The 16,574-nt window shown below is 70.2% G+C and carries 13 protein-coding genes; 8 read left to right on the top strand and 5 right to left on the bottom strand.

Going from position 1 to position 16,574, the window contains the following annotated elements:
• Positions 1 to 3 precede the first annotated feature (3 nt).
• Positions 4 to 1,065 carry a dienelactone hydrolase family protein gene (locus AB4112_RS25785; RefSeq protein ID WP_441723824.1) on the bottom strand — a complete coding sequence of 354 codons (1,062 nt, stop codon included), beginning with the start codon at positions 1,063 to 1,065 and terminating at the stop codon, positions 4 to 6.
• A 252-nt stretch (positions 1,066 to 1,317) separates the two neighbouring features.
• Here AB4112_RS25785 and AB4112_RS25780 point away from each other — a divergent pair, with 252 nt between their 5' ends.
• The 7 genes from AB4112_RS25780 (at position 1,318) to AB4112_RS25750 (ending at position 11,888) form a co-directional block, all read left to right on the top strand.
• A complete protein-coding gene (locus tag AB4112_RS25780; protein ID WP_309798289.1) occupies positions 1,318 to 1,920 on the top strand; it encodes a helix-turn-helix transcriptional regulator in 603 nt (200 codons plus the stop codon).
• 268 nt (positions 1,921 to 2,188) lie between these two features.
• Positions 2,189 to 2,596, top strand: a complete 408-nt coding sequence (locus tag AB4112_RS25775; protein ID WP_441723822.1) for a RidA family protein — start codon at positions 2,189 to 2,191, stop codon at positions 2,594 to 2,596.
• A gap of 144 nt (positions 2,597 to 2,740) precedes the next feature.
• Entirely contained in the window at positions 2,741 to 3,532 is a 792-nt protein-coding gene (locus AB4112_RS25770) for a DeoR/GlpR family DNA-binding transcription regulator (RefSeq protein ID WP_309798292.1), read from the top strand.
• 268 nt (positions 3,533 to 3,800) lie between these two features.
• On the top strand, positions 3,801 to 4,412 hold the full coding sequence (locus AB4112_RS25765) for a response regulator transcription factor (protein ID WP_441723820.1): 612 nt from the start codon (positions 3,801 to 3,803) through the stop codon (positions 4,410 to 4,412).
• Positions 4,413 to 4,728: 316 nt separating this feature from the next.
• Positions 4,729 to 7,653: a beta strand repeat-containing protein gene (locus AB4112_RS25760; RefSeq protein WP_441723818.1), complete on the top strand. Its 2,925-nt coding sequence runs from the start codon at positions 4,729 to 4,731 to the stop codon at positions 7,651 to 7,653.
• Positions 7,654 to 7,703: 50 nt separating this feature from the next.
• The gene (locus AB4112_RS25755) at positions 7,704 to 11,177 is read left to right on the top strand and encodes a beta strand repeat-containing protein (RefSeq protein ID WP_441723816.1); all 3,474 of its coding nucleotides are present in this window, start codon (positions 7,704 to 7,706) and stop codon (positions 11,175 to 11,177) included.
• A 219-nt stretch (positions 11,178 to 11,396) separates the two neighbouring features.
• Positions 11,397 to 11,888: a MucR family transcriptional regulator gene (locus AB4112_RS25750; RefSeq protein ID WP_441723814.1), complete on the top strand. Its 492-nt coding sequence runs from the start codon at positions 11,397 to 11,399 to the stop codon at positions 11,886 to 11,888.
• Between the two features lie 53 nt (positions 11,889 to 11,941).
• Here AB4112_RS25750 and AB4112_RS25745 read toward each other — a convergent pair whose 3' ends face one another.
• The 3 genes from AB4112_RS25745 to AB4112_RS25735 are packed head-to-tail and all read right to left on the bottom strand — an operon-like array spanning position 11,942 to position 14,474.
• Positions 11,942 to 13,213 carry a sensor histidine kinase gene (locus AB4112_RS25745; RefSeq protein WP_441723812.1) on the bottom strand — a complete coding sequence of 424 codons (1,272 nt, stop codon included), beginning with the start codon at positions 13,211 to 13,213 and terminating at the stop codon, positions 11,942 to 11,944.
• Entirely contained in the window at positions 13,210 to 13,776 is a 567-nt protein-coding gene (locus tag AB4112_RS25740) for a hypothetical protein (RefSeq protein WP_441723810.1), read from the bottom strand. The genes AB4112_RS25745 and AB4112_RS25740 overlap by 4 nt, the downstream gene beginning before the upstream one ends.
• Positions 13,777 to 13,829: 53 nt before the next feature.
• Positions 13,830 to 14,474: a response regulator transcription factor gene (locus AB4112_RS25735; protein WP_309798304.1), complete on the bottom strand. Its 645-nt coding sequence runs from the start codon at positions 14,472 to 14,474 to the stop codon at positions 13,830 to 13,832.
• A gap of 680 nt (positions 14,475 to 15,154) precedes the next feature.
• On the opposite strand from AB4112_RS25735, the gene AB4112_RS25730 reads away from it, so the two are divergent.
• The gene (locus tag AB4112_RS25730) at positions 15,155 to 15,556 is read left to right on the top strand and encodes a hypothetical protein (RefSeq protein ID WP_309798308.1); all 402 of its coding nucleotides are present in this window, start codon (positions 15,155 to 15,157) and stop codon (positions 15,554 to 15,556) included.
• A 41-nt stretch (positions 15,557 to 15,597) separates the two neighbouring features.
• On the opposite strand, the gene AB4112_RS25725 is transcribed toward AB4112_RS25730, so the two are convergent.
• Positions 15,598 to 16,533 (bottom strand): MBL fold metallo-hydrolase, encoded by a 936-nt coding sequence (locus tag AB4112_RS25725; protein WP_309798310.1) that lies wholly within the window; start codon positions 16,531 to 16,533, stop codon positions 15,598 to 15,600.
• Positions 16,534 to 16,574: the final 41 nt, after the last annotated feature.

Genomic DNA, 16,574 nt, shown 5'->3' with positions numbered 1-16,574 from the left:
GCTTCAGCTGCGGCCCGCCAGCCCGAAGGCGGCGGACAGGAAGGCGGCGACGTCGCGGTTCGACCTCGCCCGCACCGCGTCGTCGCGGCCGATCAGGTAACCCTCGCTGCCGACGCAGTATGCCAGGATCAGCTTGCGGGTGAACGGCCCGGTCATGGCGATGCCGAGATTGCCGTCGCGCACCGTCAGGTCGCGCTCGACCCGGAAGTCGCAGTCGTTCAGCAGCCGGCCGATCGGGCGCGGGCCGGGCCGGCTGCCATCCCATTGGTGCACGGCGCCGGGATAGCTGATGGTCTGCACCCGCGACCCGCCCTGGCGCATCGCCGCGGCCGTGGCCTGGCAGCGTGCCGGGTCGATCAGCGCGTCGCGGTCGCCCCAGGCCATCAGCACGGGCGCGCCGGTGGTGCGCGAATCCTCGAAGCTGGTGATGCAGGGGCCGTAGAAGGCGACATGGGCAGCGAAGCGGGTGTCGCCCAGGCCGTACAGCGCCGCCAGCCGGTCGGCGATCTGGGCGTCGGCGGCGATGACGCTGGCCATGGCGCCGTAGGAGAAGCCCCACACCGCGACCCGGCTGCCGTCGATCTCCGGCCGCGCCTTCAGCCAGGCCAGGGTGGCGTAGGCATCGGCCAGGGCCATGGTCTCGGTGATCTCGATCACCCGGTCGACGAAGCTGGTGGCCATATCGCGCCGCGCCCCGAACACGTCCACCACCGCGGCGCCGATGCCCATCGCCGCCAGCTGCCGCGCATAGGTCGGCTCGCGGTTCTCGTCGATGCCGGCGGAGCCGTGCAGCAGCAGCACCGCCGGCGCCTTGTGGGCCGCGTCGCCGCCGGCGGGCGGGTAGTAGGTGACGCGCGCCGAAGTGGCCGGGGCGTCGGGCCCGATGTCGGCGGGGGCGAAGGGGCTGCGGCTGGGCACCGCGACGATCCGGCCGGTGGAATCGGACACGGCCGGCCAGGGATCGCTGAAGGCGGGTTCGGCGCGGGCGGCCGGGGCGGCAAGGAACAGGAGGACGGCGACGAGGCCGATCCGCTTCTGCCAATGGGCCGGGCCGGGCTGCGCCATCCGTCGGATCCTCTCGGGTTCAGCGGTCGGCTGCGATTGTAGACGGCTTTCCGGCCGGGGCCAGCCCGCGGGCCGGGGCCACGGCGTCGCAGCCTTGAAGGCTCATCCGATCGCTCGGCGGCAGAAATGTGGAGTTCCAAATATTTTATGTTGGACCCCCCAAATGTGGGGGGCGGGGCCGCGCCGGCGTTGCTAGCGTCTGCCAATCGGGTGCCGGGACAGTTCGCGGCATCGCAGGATAGGATTGGGCGATTGCATCTCAAAGCGGGAACACCGGAGGCCGACGGCGAGATCCTGACCGTGGTCGGCGGGCTGTATGATGCGGCGCTTGGCCAGAAGACCTGGCCCGAGGTGCTGTCGCACCTCGCCCTGCTGCTCGGCGGCAGCGGCGCCACGCTGCGGCGGGAGCCTTCGCCCCGGCAGCGTGACGTGCCGGAGGAGCAGGAGCCGTGCGGAGGGTTGCGCTGGCGGGAGGCCGACGCCACCGGGCGGGCGGCCGAGGTCACGGTCTTCCGGCCCGCCGGCCAGCCGGCCTGGGACGAGCGGGAAGCGGCCCTGCTGCGCTATCTCGGATCCCATCTCAGCCGGGCTCTCAGGCTGGACCACCGCTTCGCGGCCGAGGCAACAGGCGGCGGCACCCGCGAAGCACCGACCAGCCGGCCGATCTCCCCGCGGGAACGGGAGTGCCTGGCCTGCATCTCGCGGGGCGCCAGCAGCAAATTCGCGGCGCGGGAGCTGGGCCTGTCGTCCCACACCGTCGATGAACATGTCCGCTCGGCGATGGCCAAGCTGGGCGCAACGACGCGCACCGAGGCGGTGATGCGGGCGATGGAGCAGGGCCTGCTCACGCCCTGACCGCCTGTCAAGCCCTCTGTCTTGAGGGGATTGCCGCGCGCCGCCCGGCTCCTGATCCTGAAACGGCTTTCCGCCCGGCGGCATTCTTCCCGCCCTGGGACACCACGAGGTTGATCATGACGAATCGGTTCGGACCCCATGGCGGCGCGGCGATCGTGCCATGACTGCACAGCCTCTGAGGCGGCCGGAACCGTCGGCGATCGAGGATCGGATCGCCGCGCGGGGGCTGTACCTGCCGGCGCCGGCCCGGATGCCGGCGGAGACCGCAATGCCGTTCGCCTGGGCCCGCTGCCACCGCGATCGGATCTATGTTTCGGGTCACGGCCCGCAGGCGCCGGACGGCAGCGCCGCCGGCCCGTTCGGCCGTGTCGGCATCGAGGTCTCGCCCGACGAGGCCCGGCATGCCGCCCGTCTGGCGATGCTGGCCGTGCTCGGCACGCTGAAGCGAGAACTCGGCGATCTCGGCCGTATCGCCGCCTGGCTCCGGATCGAAAGCTTCGTGCTGTCGGCGCCGGGCTTCGACCGCACGACCGGCATTGTCGGCGCCGCCTCCGAACTGGTGCTCGACCTGTTCGGGCCCGATATCGGCCGGCATGCGCGCACCGCGATCGGTGTCGTCGCGACGCCGCTCAACAGCCCCGTCGTCATCGCCGCCGAGGTGGCTCTGCATGCCTGACCCGGGCGGTTCCGATCGCAGGGGGTTGCGATGCCCCTTGGCAAGGTCCCTGCCGATCCGCGAATGTGGAACCGGGCACATATGGGACTGACCCTGGCCCGGCACCGTCGGCGCGCCGCCGCGGAACAGCGTCGAGGTCGTGCGGTGGGACTGGCCAAGCCGAAGAAGAAGGACCGCCACGAACTGATCCTGCAGCAGATCGCGGAGCACGCGTCCATCCGCGTCTCGCTGCTGGCGGAACAGCTGGGCGTCACCGGCGAGACCATCCGGCGCGACATCGCCGAGCTCAATGCCAGCGGCCTGCTCAGCCGCACCTATGGCGGGGCCACGCTGCGGCCGCTGACCAGCGAGGCCTCGTTCTCGATCCGGCAGAACCTGCGGGTGGCGGAACGCAACCGCATCGGCGCCGCAGCCGCCGGCCTGGTGGCGGATGGCGCGGTGCTGATGATCGACGGCGGGTCGACCACCTACCAGGTCATCCGGCACCTGGCGCAGCGGGCGCGCGACCTGACCATCATCACCAATTCGACCAGCATCGCCGCGGTCGCCGCCGCGAATCCGACCTTCCATGTCAGGCTGTGCCCGGGGGCCTATGACGGGGCCGAGGCCCTGGTGGCGGGCGAGGAGACGACCGAGTATCTCGGGCGGTTCAACGCCCACCGCGCCATCTTCGGGGCCTCCGGCCTCAGCCACAACGGCCCCTGCGACGTCAGCATCGGCCAGGCGGCGGTGAAGCGCGCCATGCTGCGCCAGTCCGAGGCCTCGATGCTGGTGGTCGACGCCAGCAAGTTCGGCGTCTCGGCGATCGAACGCGTCTGCGGCTTCGACGCGATCGACGACCTGGTGGTCGACCGGCCGCCGCCGGCCGAGCTGCTGCAGGTGGCGCAGGCGGCAGGCACGCGAATCCATGTCGGGCGGGAGCCGGCGGGAGCATAGCCGGACCGCCACCGTCCTGCGGAAGGGATGCCGATCGGCACGACGCCGCGGCAGGCTCGATGGAAATGTTGAGTCTTCCACAAAAAATGTTGGACTTGTAATAATAACTATCCTATACTCCACAATTCCTAGAGGTGGGACTTCAGCGTCCTTCCTGTGCCGCTCACCGTCGCCGTGACCGCTGGTTCCCGGCCGACAAGGTCGAGCGAATCTCCCGCCCGTCTCTCCGAGGGGCCGGGGCGAGCGGACCCTGTCCGGCGGAGGCGTGATGGCGAATGAGCACGAGGTCGCCGACCTGATCGGCGCTTTCTATGCCGCGGCCCTCGGCGACGCGGCGTGGCCCGACACCCTGTCGCGCCTGGCGGATGTGCTGGGCGGCGGCACCGTCACCCTGGCCCGGATGCGCGGGGCGGCGCCGCGACGGGACTCCGGCCGCGGCCCCTTCGGCCACCGCCCGCAGGCGGCGCCGGCGCCCGGCGGCGCCCTGGTCTGGACCGATGTCGAGGCGACGGGGGTCACGACCGAGGTCGCCGTCACGCGGTCCTGCGCCTCGCCGCTCTGGAGCGAGGCGGACATCGCCCTCCTGACCTATCTCGGCCCTCATATCGGCCGGGCGCTGCGGCTCGACCGCCGCTTCGCCGCCGAGGTGCGGGACGCGCCGCCGGCGGCGGCGACCGCGACCCGGCTGCTGTCGCAGCGCGAACAGGACTGCCTGGTCTGGGTCGCGCGCGGCGCCACCAGCAAATTCGCGGCCCGACAGCTGAGCCTGTCCTCCCACACCGTCGATGAGCATGTCCGGTCGGCGATGGCCAAGCTGGGCGTGACCAAGCGGACCGAAGCCGCCGCCGTCGCCGTCGCGCACGGGCTGATCGCGATCTGACGTCCCCGGGTGGATCGACTCGGGCTTCCATCGAGTTCCGAGCTTGTCAAGATACCGGATTTTGAGGGTATTGCCTCGCCCCGGTCCAACCCCGATTTTGAAGCAGTGGGCCCGTGCGCTCCATGGCGATCGATGCCTTCGGGTCCCTGCGGCAGGGACAGGGGCGCCGCTGCCGAGGGCGCGCGGGCGCCCCCGATGCCCCCCCCGTCCCGGCCGGCGCACCGCTGCATGGAGGGGGTTTTCGCCGAATTGCGCAGACCAGGGCCGTGTCACCGCGACCGGCGCCCCACCCCCTCAGGAAGCAGGCAGATCGATCATGGCGACCATCGACGGCACCCCCAACAGCGACTCCCTCCACGGCACCGACGGCGACGACGTCATCCATGGCAATGCCGGCAATGACGGGATCTCCGGCGGCCTCGGCAACGACACGCTCTTCGGCGACGACGGCGACGACACCCTCCTCGGCGGCACCGGGGCGGATGCGCTGAATGGCGGCGCCGGCATCGACACCGCGAACTTCGCCGACAGCGCGGCCGGCGTGACGGCGGCGATCGGCGGCACCGGCCATGGCGGCACCGCCGAGGGCGACACCATCGGTGCCGACATCGAGAACCTCACCGGCTCGTTCTTCGACGACATCCTGACCGGATCGGCCGGCGACAACGCCATCAGCGGCCTGGCGGGCAACGACCGCCTGCTGGGGCTGGACGGAAACGATGCCCTGTTCGGCGGCGACGGCAACGACCAGCTGGATGGCGGAACCGGCAACGACACCCTGAGTGGTGGCGCCGGCGACGACATCATCCAGGCCAAGGCGGGCGTGCTGACGGTCGACGGCGGTGCTGGAACCGACCGCCTGTTCGTCGACCGCTCGGACTCCACCGTAGGCGTCACCTTCCATCTCAATGGCGCAGCCAGCGACGGCACGACGACCGCGAACATCGAGCAGCTGGGCTACAATGGCGGCTCGGGCGACGACATCGTCTACGGCGCCGACGGCAACGACACCATCACGGGCGGGGCTGGGAACGATACGCTGGATGGCGGGGCCGGACACGACGCCCTCTATGGCTATGCCGGCACCGACACGATCTACGGCGAATCCGGCAACGACACCATCTACGCCATGGACGGCGACGACCGGGCCAGCGGCAATGACGGCGACGACCGGGTCGACGGTGGCGACGGCACCGACATCCTCACCGGCAACGCCGGCGACGACATGATGGTCGGGGGCGCCGGCGACGATCAGCTCGACGGCGGCGCCGACGACGACACGCTCTATGGCCTGGCCGGCGCCGATGCGCTGAACGGCAGCATCGGCATCGACACCGCCGTCTACATCGACAGCACCGCCGGGGTGACGGTGAATCTCGCGACCGGGCTGGGCAGCGGCGGCGATGCCCAGGGCGACACGCTGACCGGGATCGAGGACATCGCCGGCAGCACGCATGACGACGTCCTGATCGGCGACGGCGGCAACAACCGGATCGTGGGCGACGGCGGCAGCGACTCGCTCAGCGGCGGCGCGGGCGACGACGAACTCGTCTTCAACGGCGCCGGGGTGGTGACGGCCGATGGCGGCGCCGGCACGGATCACCTCTATGTCGGTCGCGACACCACCACCCTGGGCGTCACCTTCACCCTGAACGGTCCGGCCGGCAGCGACGGGTCGACCGCGATCAACATCGAGACGCTGGACTACCGGGGCGGCAGCGGCGCCGACACCATCACCGGCGGGGCGGGCGACGACTACATCGACGCCAATGACGGCAACAACACGGTGAATGGCGGCGCGGGCAACGACTTCATTCAGGGCGGCGCCAACAACGATGTGCTGATCGGCAGCGCCGGCGACGACACGATGTGGGCCGGGGCCGGGGTCGACACCGTCGATGGCGGCGCCGGCATCGATTTCCTCTCCATGGACCGCCACGCCGCCACCGCCGGTCTGACCTTCACCCTGAACGGCGGGGTCGGCAGCGACGGGTCGAGCGCCGTCGGCGTCGAGGCGATGGACTATACCGCCGGGTCGGGCAACGACCGCATCACCGGGGCCGGCGGCGCCGACGCCATCCATGGCGGGGCCGGTGCCGACATCCTGTCGGGCGCGGCGGGCGACGATGTGCTGGAGGGCGGCGCGGGCGCCGACCGGCTCGACGGCGGTCTCGGCATCGACATGGCCAGCTATGGCGACGCCCTGTCCGGGGTCACGGTCGCCCTGGCCACGGGCGGGTCGCTCGGCGAGGCCCAGGGCGATGTCCTGGTCTCGATCGAGAGTCTCGCGGGGTCGAATTTCGCCGACACCCTCACCGGCGATGCCGGTACCAACGGCCTGTACGGCGGCAGCGGCAACGACGTGCTTCGCGGCGGCGCCGGCGCCGACGTGCTGGATGGCGGCTATGGCAGTGCCTCCTCCAGCGCGGCCGCCGCGCTGGAGGGGGATGGCATCGACACGGCGATGTATTCCGAAGGCAGTGTCGGGGTGACGGTCAACCTGGCCACCGGCACCGGCAGCGGCGGCAACGCCCAGGGGGATGTGCTGATCTCGATCGAGAACGTCGTCGGCAGCCAGGGCAGCGACACCCTGATCGGAAGCGCCGTGGCCAACATCCTGAACGGCAATGCCGGCAACGACGTGCTCCGCGGCGGGGCCGGGGCCGACCATCTCGACGGCGGCGCCGGCATCGATGCCGCGATGTACTCCGAAAACACCGCCGGCGTGGCGATCAACCTGGCCACCGGCACCGGGGCCGGCGGCACCGCCCAGGGCGACACGCTGATGGGGATCGAGAACGTCTATGGCGGCAGCGGCAATGACGCGCTGATCGGATCGTCGACCGACAACGGGCTGGTCGGCGGCGCCGGCAACGACGTGCTGAGTGGGCTGGGGGGCAAGGACACCATGATCGGCGGGCTCGGGGCCGACCGCTTCACCTATGGCAGCGTCGGCCAGAGCCCGGTCGGCGCCGGGGCCGACCGGATCACTGATTTCAGCCACGCCCAGGGCGACCGCATCGACCTCGCCGGGATCGACGCCAACACTGCCGTGGCCGGCGACCAGGCCTTCAGCTTCATCGGCAGCGCCGCCTTCGGCCACCATGCCGGCGAGTTGCGCGAGACGGTGGCCGGCGGCGTCACCACGGTCAGCGGCGACGTCAACGGCGACGGCACCGCCGATTTCAGCATCACCCTGACCGGCAGCATCACCCTCGTGGCCGGCGACTTCGTGCTCTAGCGGGCAGGCCCAAGCCGCCCCGTCCCATCCCCTTCAGGAAGCAATCAACCATGGCGACCATCGACGGCACCCCCAACAGCGACGCCCTCACCGGCACCGACGGCGACGACGTCATCCATGGCAACGACGGCAATGACGGCATCTCCGGCGGCCTCGGCAACGACCAGCTGTTCGGCGACGAGGGCAACGACATCCTCCTCGGTGCCGCCGGGGCGGATGTGCTGAGCGGCGGCACCGGCAGGGACACGGCCAGCTTCGCCGACAGCACGGACGGCGTGACCGTGGCGATCGGCGCGACCGGCCATGGCGGCGCCGCCGAGGGCGACACCGTCGGCGCCGACATTGAGGACCTCGTCGGCACCGCCTTCAACGACACCCTGACCGGGTCGGCCGGCGACAACGCCATCAGCGGCTTGGGCGGCGACGACCACCTGCTGGGGCTGGATGGAAACGATTCCCTGCTGGGCGGCGACGGCAATGACCAGCTGGAAGGCGGCAACGGCAATGACACGCTGAATGGGGGCGCCGGCGACGATTCCATCACGGGCGGGGCCGGGGTGCTGACGATCGACGGCGGCGCCGGCGACGACACCCTCGTCGTCGACCGCTTCAACAGCACGGTGGGCGCCACCTTCTCAGTCGACGGCACGGCCGGCAGCGACGGGTCGACCGCGACCGGCATCGAGGCGCTGGTGTATGAGGGCGGATCGGGCAACGACGTCGTCCACGGCGCCGTCGGCGGCGACGTCCTGGACGGCGGGGCCGGCGCCGACACGCTGGACGGCGGGGCTGGCAGCGACGTCGTGGATGGCGGTGCGGGCGGCGACACGTTGTCGGGCGGGGACGGCAACGACGTCATCAATGCCGGCGACGGCGCCGACACGATCAACGGCGGGGCCGGCGACGACATCATCAACAGCGACAACTTCAACACCCCCGACGGCGGCGACCACGCCAGCGGCGGCGACGGCAACGACTTCATCAATGGCGGGGCCTTCGCCGATGTCATGACCGGCGATGCCGGCGACGACGAGATCCACGCCGCCGGCGGCGCCGACCAGCTCGATGGCGGGGCCGGCAACGACGACCTCGACGGCGGGGCCGGCGCCGATGCGCTGGTCGGCGGCGCCGGTATCGACACGGCTGATTACGACCGCAGCGCGGACCCGATCGTCATCAACCTGGCGACCGGGCTGGGCACCGGCGGCGACGCCCAGGGCGACACCCTGACCGGGATCGAGAACGTCATCGGCAGCCGCGGCGACGACGTGCTGACCGGGGATGGCGGCAACAACGAGCTCACGGGCAATGGCGGCAACGACACGCTCAACGGCGGCGGCGGTGACGACGACCTGATCGTGGAAGGCTCCGGGGTGGTGATCGCCGATGGCGGCACCGGGGTCGATATCCTCGAGATCGACCGCAGCGACCTCGCCACCGGCTTCACCTTCACCCTGAACGGCGGGCCCGGCAGCGACGGCAGCCGATCCACCAACATCGAGATCCTGAGCTACGAGGGCGGCTCCGGCGACGACCGCATCACCGGCGGCGCCGGCAACGACTTCATCGATGGCGGCGACGGCAAGAACATCATCAGCGGCGGCGCCGGCAACGACGGGATCAGCTCAGGCGTCGGCAACGACGTGATCAGCGGCGGCGCCGGCGACGACCAGATCTTCTCCGGGCCCGGGGCGGACGTCATCGACGGCGGCACCGGCACCGACTTCCTGTTCCTGGACCGCCGCGACGCGACCGCAAATCTCACCTTCACCCTGAACGGCGGCACCGGCAGCGACGGAACGCGGACGACCAATGTCGAGGCGATGGCCTACGACGCCGGCTCCGGCGACGACCGCATCACCGGGGCCGGCGGCGCCGACTTCCTCGGCGGCGCGGCGGGCGTCGACACCCTCTTCGGCGCCGCGGGCAATGATGACCTCGACGGCGGCGTCGGCGCCGACCGGCTGGACGGCGGTGCCGGCCTCGATATCGCGGATTATGGCGACGCCGAATCCGGCGTGGTGGTCAGCCTGGTCACCGGCGGGTTCCTCGGCGATGCCCGGGGCGATGTCCTGATCTCGATCGAGGGCCTGTCGGGGTCGCACTTCGCCGATGCGCTGTTCGGCGACGCCGGCGCCAACATGATCTTCGGCCAGGACGGCGATGACGTGCTGCGCGGCGGCGCCGGCGCCGATGTGCTGAATGGCGGCTTCAGCGACGACGGCAGCGTCAACGCCGCCGCCGCGGTGTCGGAGGACGGCAACGACACCGCGCTCTACGACGACGGCACGGTCGGGGTGACGGTCAACCTGGCCACCGGGCTCGGCAGCGGCGGCGATGCCCAGGGCGACATCCTGGTCTCGATCGAGAATGTCGATGGCAGCCAGGGCAGCGACACCCTGACCGGGAGCGCGGTGGCCAACATCCTGACCGGCAATGCCGGCAACGACGTGCTCCGCGGCGGGGCCGGGGCCGACCACCTCGACGGCGGTGTCGGCATCGACGCTGCGATGTATTCCGAGGGCAGCGTCGGGGTGACGGTCGACCTCGCCGCCGGCACCGGCCATGGCGGCAACGCCGAAGGCGACGTCCTGGTCGGGATCGAGAACGTCTTCGGCAGCCAGGGCACCGATATCCTGACCGGCAATGCCGGGGCCAACGCCCTGTTCGGCAGCGCCGGCAACGACGTCCTCCGCGGCGCCGCCGGGGCGGACCATCTCGACGGCGGCGCCGGCATCGACGCCGCGATGTATTCCGAGGGCACGGTCGGGGTGGCGGTCGACCTCGCCGCCGGCACGGGCCGCGGCGGCAACGCCCAGGGCGACACCCTGACCGGGATCGAGAACGTCTTCGGCAGCCAGGGCGGCGATGCCCTGATCGGCAGCGCCGGGGCCAACGCCCTGTTCGGGGCCGCCGGCAACGACGCGCTCCGCGGCGGCGCGGGCGCCGACCATCTCGACGGCGGCGCCGGCATCGACACCGCAAACTACGCCGAGGGCACCGCCGGGGTGGCGGTCAACCTGACGACGGGCACGGGCGCCGGCGGCAATGCCCAGGGCGACACGCTGGTCGGGATCGAGAACCTGGCCGGGGGTAACGGCAACGATGCGCTGCTCGGGTCGGCCGCCGCCAATGCCCTGTCCGGCGGCGCCGGCAACGACGTCCTGGCCGGTCTGGGCGGCGCGGACACGCTGATCGGCGGGCTCGGGGCCGACCGCTTCACCTATGGCAGCGTCGGCCAGAGCCCGGTCGGCGCCGGGGCCGATCGGATCACCGATTTCAGCCACGCCCAGGGCGACCGCATCGACCTCGCGGCGATCGATGCCAACACCGCGGCCGCCGGCGACCAGGCGTTCCGCTTCATCGGCGCAGGGGCCTTCACCCACCATGCCGGCGAACTGCGCGAGGCCGTGGCCGGCGGCGTCACCACGGTCAGCGGCGACGTCAATGGCGACGGCGTCGCCGACTTCAACATCGTCCTGACCGGCGCCATCACCCTGGTGGCGGCCGACTTTACGCTGTGAGGCGTCGGGCGCCGCCCCCTGGGGTCCCGTCATCCGGGGAGCGGCGGCGCCGGCCGTCCCGACCGCCGCGGCACCCGGGGGGCGACACCGCCGCGGCAAGGTTTACGTCCAAGGAATGGAAAGTCATGGCCTAGCGGATTTCTGTCTTATCCCACATTTGTCTGGACCTGCAGGCCAAATGCGATATCTATTCTACATCCATTCTGGCGGAGAGATTTGATGCCTGCAGACGTCTCCAGTGATTTGAAGCCGAGTTCGACAAATGAGACGCGCAAGCTGACCGCGCAGATCGTCGCGGCCCATGTTTCGCACAACAACGTCGCGGTCAGCGACCTGGCTGGTCTTATCGGGCAGGTCTACGAGGCCCTGAATGGTCTTGGCACGCCGTCCGAACCGGTGCCGAGCCGGCCGGAACCGGCGGTGCCGATCAAGAAGTCGGTGCGGCCCGACTACATCATTTGCCTCGAGGACGGCAAGAAGCTGAAAATGCTGAAGCGGCATTTGCAGGCCGCCTACGGCATGACGCCTGACGAGTATCGTGACCGCTGGGGTCTGCCGGCCGACTATCCGATGGTCGCGCCGAACTATGCCAAGCAGCGCAGCACGCTGGCGAAGAGCATCGGCCTCGGCACCCGACGCCCGGTCGAGGTGGTCGCACCGCCGCCCGCACCGGCCAAGGCCCGGCGTCCGCGCAAGGCCGCCGCGAAGTAACGGCCGATCGCGCCGTACGGCCGGGGGCGTTTCCCGGCCGTACGGCGCGCCGGTCAGGCCGGCATCCCGGCGTCCCGGGCGATCGGATAGCTGATCCGCACCGTGGTGCCGATGTTCTCCATCGACTGGATGGCGAACCGGCCGCCCAGCGTCTTCACCATCTCGGCGCAGCCGGTCAGGCCCAGGCCGACATGGCTTCCCGCCCGGGTCGAAAAGAACGGCTCCAGGGCCTTCTCGCGGACCGCCGAGGTCATCCCGACGCCGTTGTCGACCACTTCCAGGATCAGCCGGCGCCCGAACGGGAACCGCGGCGCCAGGCGACCGCGGAGAACCACGCTGGGCGCCGCCCGCCCGGCGGCGGCCACGGCGTGTTCGGCGTTCCGGATCAATTCGTCCAGGATCAGGTGAAGCTGCGGGAACGCGACCGGCGCGTCCTGCGCCTCGTCGGGAATGTCGAGGCGGATCCGGTCGCCATGGTCCAGGCGGATGGCGTCCAGGATGGCCTTGAGCGCCACCCGTCGCGCCGGCTTACCGGCATAGGCGATCTTCAGCAGCCCGTCATTGATGGCGTCCAGCTCCTTCGCCGCGCGCACCGCCGCGGCCACCATCTCCGGGTCGGGCGTGGTGGTGTCGGCCAGGCGTCCGATGAACAGCGCCAGGGCGGACACGCGGGACCGCGTCATATGCGCGAACAGCGAGGAGAAGGAGCGGATCTGCCGATCCTTCCGCTGCGCGAAGGCGGCCCTCTGGTGGATGACGACGCCGACGACGATCACCGCAGACAGCGCCAGGGCGAAGATCGCCGTGTTGCGCAGCGCATTCTCCTCGATCTGCGCCGTCTCGGTCAGGGTGCGGCTGTGCGCGCCGGCGGTGCCGGAGACGTGGAACATGTCCTCCTGGATCGCGGACACCCAGGCCAGGACGTTCAGGTCCTGGCCGCCATCCGCCAGGGCCGGATTGATGTTCGCCCGGATCATGGTCAGGCTGTTGTCGAGCCGGTCGAAATCCTTCGGATCGAGAAAGTGGTCGGCGTATTCCAGGTTCTTCAGCGCCACGATGTTGAACTGCAGCAGCCCGATCTCCTGCACCAGCCGCGGCTCCCGCTCCCCGGTGGCGATGGCGATCTTCAGGTATCCGATGATGTTTGCCAGCCGCTCGCGGACCTGGGAGCCCCGCCACTCGATCTCATAGGATTGGGTGAGCAGCATGTCGGTCTCTTCGCGGTAGTGCTCCGACCGCATGAACGACCACGAACTCAGGGATATGGCGACGGCCAGCGCCAGGTAGGGGAACAGCTCCAGCCACCATCGCGGCGTCCGGATCATGAGGCGGGGCGCAGCGCCGTGACGAACCAGACCCAGATCGAGTTCCGCCCGGGCACGTAGGAACTGGGCAGCTTGTCGTAAGGCCAGATGATGGAATAGGGGCCGGAATCGTCCAAGGTCAGCGGCCTGAAATCTTCGCCGTCCTTGCAGCGGCCGGCCTTGTGGTCGTCGGCGGAGCACGCCCGTTCCAGGGCCAGGATGGGCTTGTAGGTGTCGATCTCGTCCATCCGGATGGTGGTGACGAAATCGTCATAGGCGGAGGCTTCGATCGAGGGCACGTCGCCCAGGCCGTTGCCGGCCAGCACGTCCTTGAGCTCCGGCCCGCGGTAGCGGATGCTTTCCCCCGCCGCGGTCCAGGGCGTCCGCGTGTCCAGCTCGCGCTGGGGGAAGTCGCGCTTCAGCCGCTCCAGCCCGTATGTCGTCGTCGGCTGCCCCGCCGCGTCCTCGATGCGCAGCACCTGCGGGTCGTCATGGCCGGCCGGGGCCGCCTGGGCGGCGCCAACCAGCAAAGCCGCCAGCATCGCGGCGGCGGCCGCCATGGCCGGCGGCACAAGCCTCGACATCCTGGGTCTCGCGAAGCTCCCGATTCCCTGCGCAGCCGGCGAAATCACCATCATCAGGCACCTTTGGGGAAGAGTCCGTTCTTGATCAGCTTGGCGCGGGCCTGCTTGTAGTACTTCTCGACCGTGTAGGGATCGATGCCGAACTGGTCGCCCATCTGCTCGTAGATCTCGCGGCGCTTGGCGCCCCGCGGCCGGCGCCGCATGAAATCGATGATCTCCTGCTCGCGGGGCGTCAATCCGGAATAGTAGAACTCCGGCGTGCGCTCCTTGACCTCGGACAGGGACAGGGAGAACCCGGTTTCCGAGATGTTCTGCAGGATGCTGATCAGCGTGTCGCGATCGAGGCCGGTCTTGCCGACATAGGCGTTCGCCCCGAGTCGCCTGCACTTCTCGCCTTCCTCCGGCGTGTCGGATCCGGTGACGACGATGTGCAGGGCATTCGGGCATGCCTCGACCACCTCCTTCACGACCGTCAGGCGGTCGAGCGGCGACGTCGGGTCGAATCCCGGCAGTCCCGGATCGATGATGACGAGGTCGAAATCATGGTCCTTCAGCAGCCGGGACGCGGATTCCCAGGTTGCGGCCCCCTGGACGATGCAGTCCTTCAGCACCGCCTTGAGTTCATGGATCAAGGCCAGGCGCATCAGATCCTGGTCCTCGATCACCAAGGCGCGAGAGGTCTGTTCAGCCGGAATCATCGAAGCATCGTCCCGAATTCCCTGAGGCGGCGAAACCTTATCGCAAATAGGGGGGGCGACCCCCCTTTTTTAGGTTCCGCAATCAGGCTTGAAGTGTGCGTCTGATCCATGTGGGTCGGTCCAGATCTTGATGCTCGCGAAGGTGCTGCTCGAATCAGAAGTTTACTAAAAAGCGCGCCAGTTTCTCTTTATTTCCATGTCGAGGCGCCGATCGAGCTTCTTCACGATCGTCTTCGGTGCTGGAAACCAAACAATGGATTACCTGTAAAGACCCGTGAATTCGGCAAATCGATCGCTCGGCCCAACGTATCCGGCCGGGTGACGCAAACCACCACGGGTTTCCGGCCGAACCCTGCCCATGCGGACGTGCAGGGACGAGCCGAACGCAATACGGGGGCGATCACGGGCACGGACGACGTGAAGGCAGGTGGCCGGGCGGGTGAATTCAGCACCCGCCCGGCCTGACTCGAGAACCACCGGGTTTGGCCATGGCACGCCTGAAGAGGGCAACTTCCACACCGGCGCCGGAAGCGCGATTTTCCACCCGCCCGGCCATTCCGTCCCGGATCCGGGACGGAATGGCCGGGGGCGATTTGTCGTCGGCGACGGCCGGTCCATCCGGCGCCGTCCTGCGGGACACTGTGCCGACCCGGTCCGGGCGCCGCGGGCAGCCCGATGCGATGAAGCAGCGGACGGTGGTGGTGACCAGGTCGGCCGCGGTCGGCTTTGCCGTGGGCTTCATGCTGGCGGTGGTCCGGACGCTCGCCCTGGATCCCGCGCCGGTGGGGCTTCGGCAGATCGGCGGGGTGGCGGCCCTGATCGTCGGCATGACCGCCGTCGGCATCGCCACCGGCCTGCTGCTGGCCCGATCCATCCCGCGCGAAGCCGTGGCGGCGGAAGAATCCGCCGATGGACAGGGCTTCCTGCTGACGACGACCCTGACCGTGCTGCTCGGCGTGGTGGTCGCGATCTTCATCCAGGCGGGGACCGGCAGCGACGCGCTGCATGCCCGGGACGCCGTGGCATCTCCGCCGCTGTCCGGCGGTCTGGAGCAGCCGCTGGCGGTGTCCGCCACCAACTGACGCCGGGAGCGGACGCGCCGTGCCGCCACCCGTCTCCGGCATCACTCCCAGGCCGCACCCGGCAGCGCGTCGATCGGGATCTTCAGATAGCGCCGGCCGTTGTCCTCCGGCTCCGGCAGCCGCCCGCCGCGCAGGTTGACCTGCATCGCCGGCAGGATCAGCCCGGGCATCGGCAGCAGCCGGTCGCGTGCCTTCCGGAACGCCACATACTCCGCCTCGGTCTTGCCTGCGACATGGGCGTTGCCCAGCCGCTGTTCGGCGACGCTGCTCTTCCACCGCGGCTCGCGCCCGCCCGGCTGGTAGTCGTGCCCGGTGAACAGGCGGGTGTCGTCCGGCAGCGCCAGGATCTGCTGGATCGAGGCCCACAGGCGCCGGGCATCGCCGCCGGGGAAGTCGGCGCGCGCGGTCCCGCCATCGGGCATGAACAGGGTGTCGTGGATGAAGGCGGCATCGCCGACGACATAGGTGATCGACGCCAGCGTGTGCCCGGGCGAGTGCAGAACCCGCGCCTCCAGGCCGCCGATGCGGAACACCTCGCCGTCGTGGAACAGCCGGTCCCAGGACGATCCGTCGGCCGGCAGCTCCGGCAAATTGTAGATCTCACGCCACAGCGCCTGGACCGCGACGATCTTCTCGCCGATCGCCGTCGGCGCGCCGGTCTTCGCCTTCAGATAGGCGGCGGCGGAGAAATGGTCGGCATGCGGATGGGTGTCCAGGATCCAGGCGACGCGCAGCCCCGCCTGTTCGACATGGGCCAGGATCCCGTCCGCGCTGTGGGTCGCGACCGCGCCGGACCGCTCGTCGAAATCCAGCACCGGGTCGATGATCGCGCAATCCCCGGTCGACCGGTCGGCGACGACGTATTGCAGGCTGCAGGTGCGCGGATCGAAGAAGGCCCGCACCGCCGGCCGGGCGTTCGCGGCCGACACGGCATCGCGGGGCGTGGGCAGCGCCTCGGTGGCTGGAACGGATCGCATCGGGTCGACCACCTCTCCAAGATCATCAACGTACGGCCCGC

It is taken from the genome of Inquilinus sp. 2KB_23 (assembly GCF_052115705.1).
In the GTDB taxonomy this organism is placed as follows: Bacteria; Pseudomonadota; Alphaproteobacteria; order DSM-16000; family Inquilinaceae; genus Inquilinus; species Inquilinus ginsengisoli_A.
This window is presented reverse-complemented; position numbering and strand designations above follow the sequence as displayed.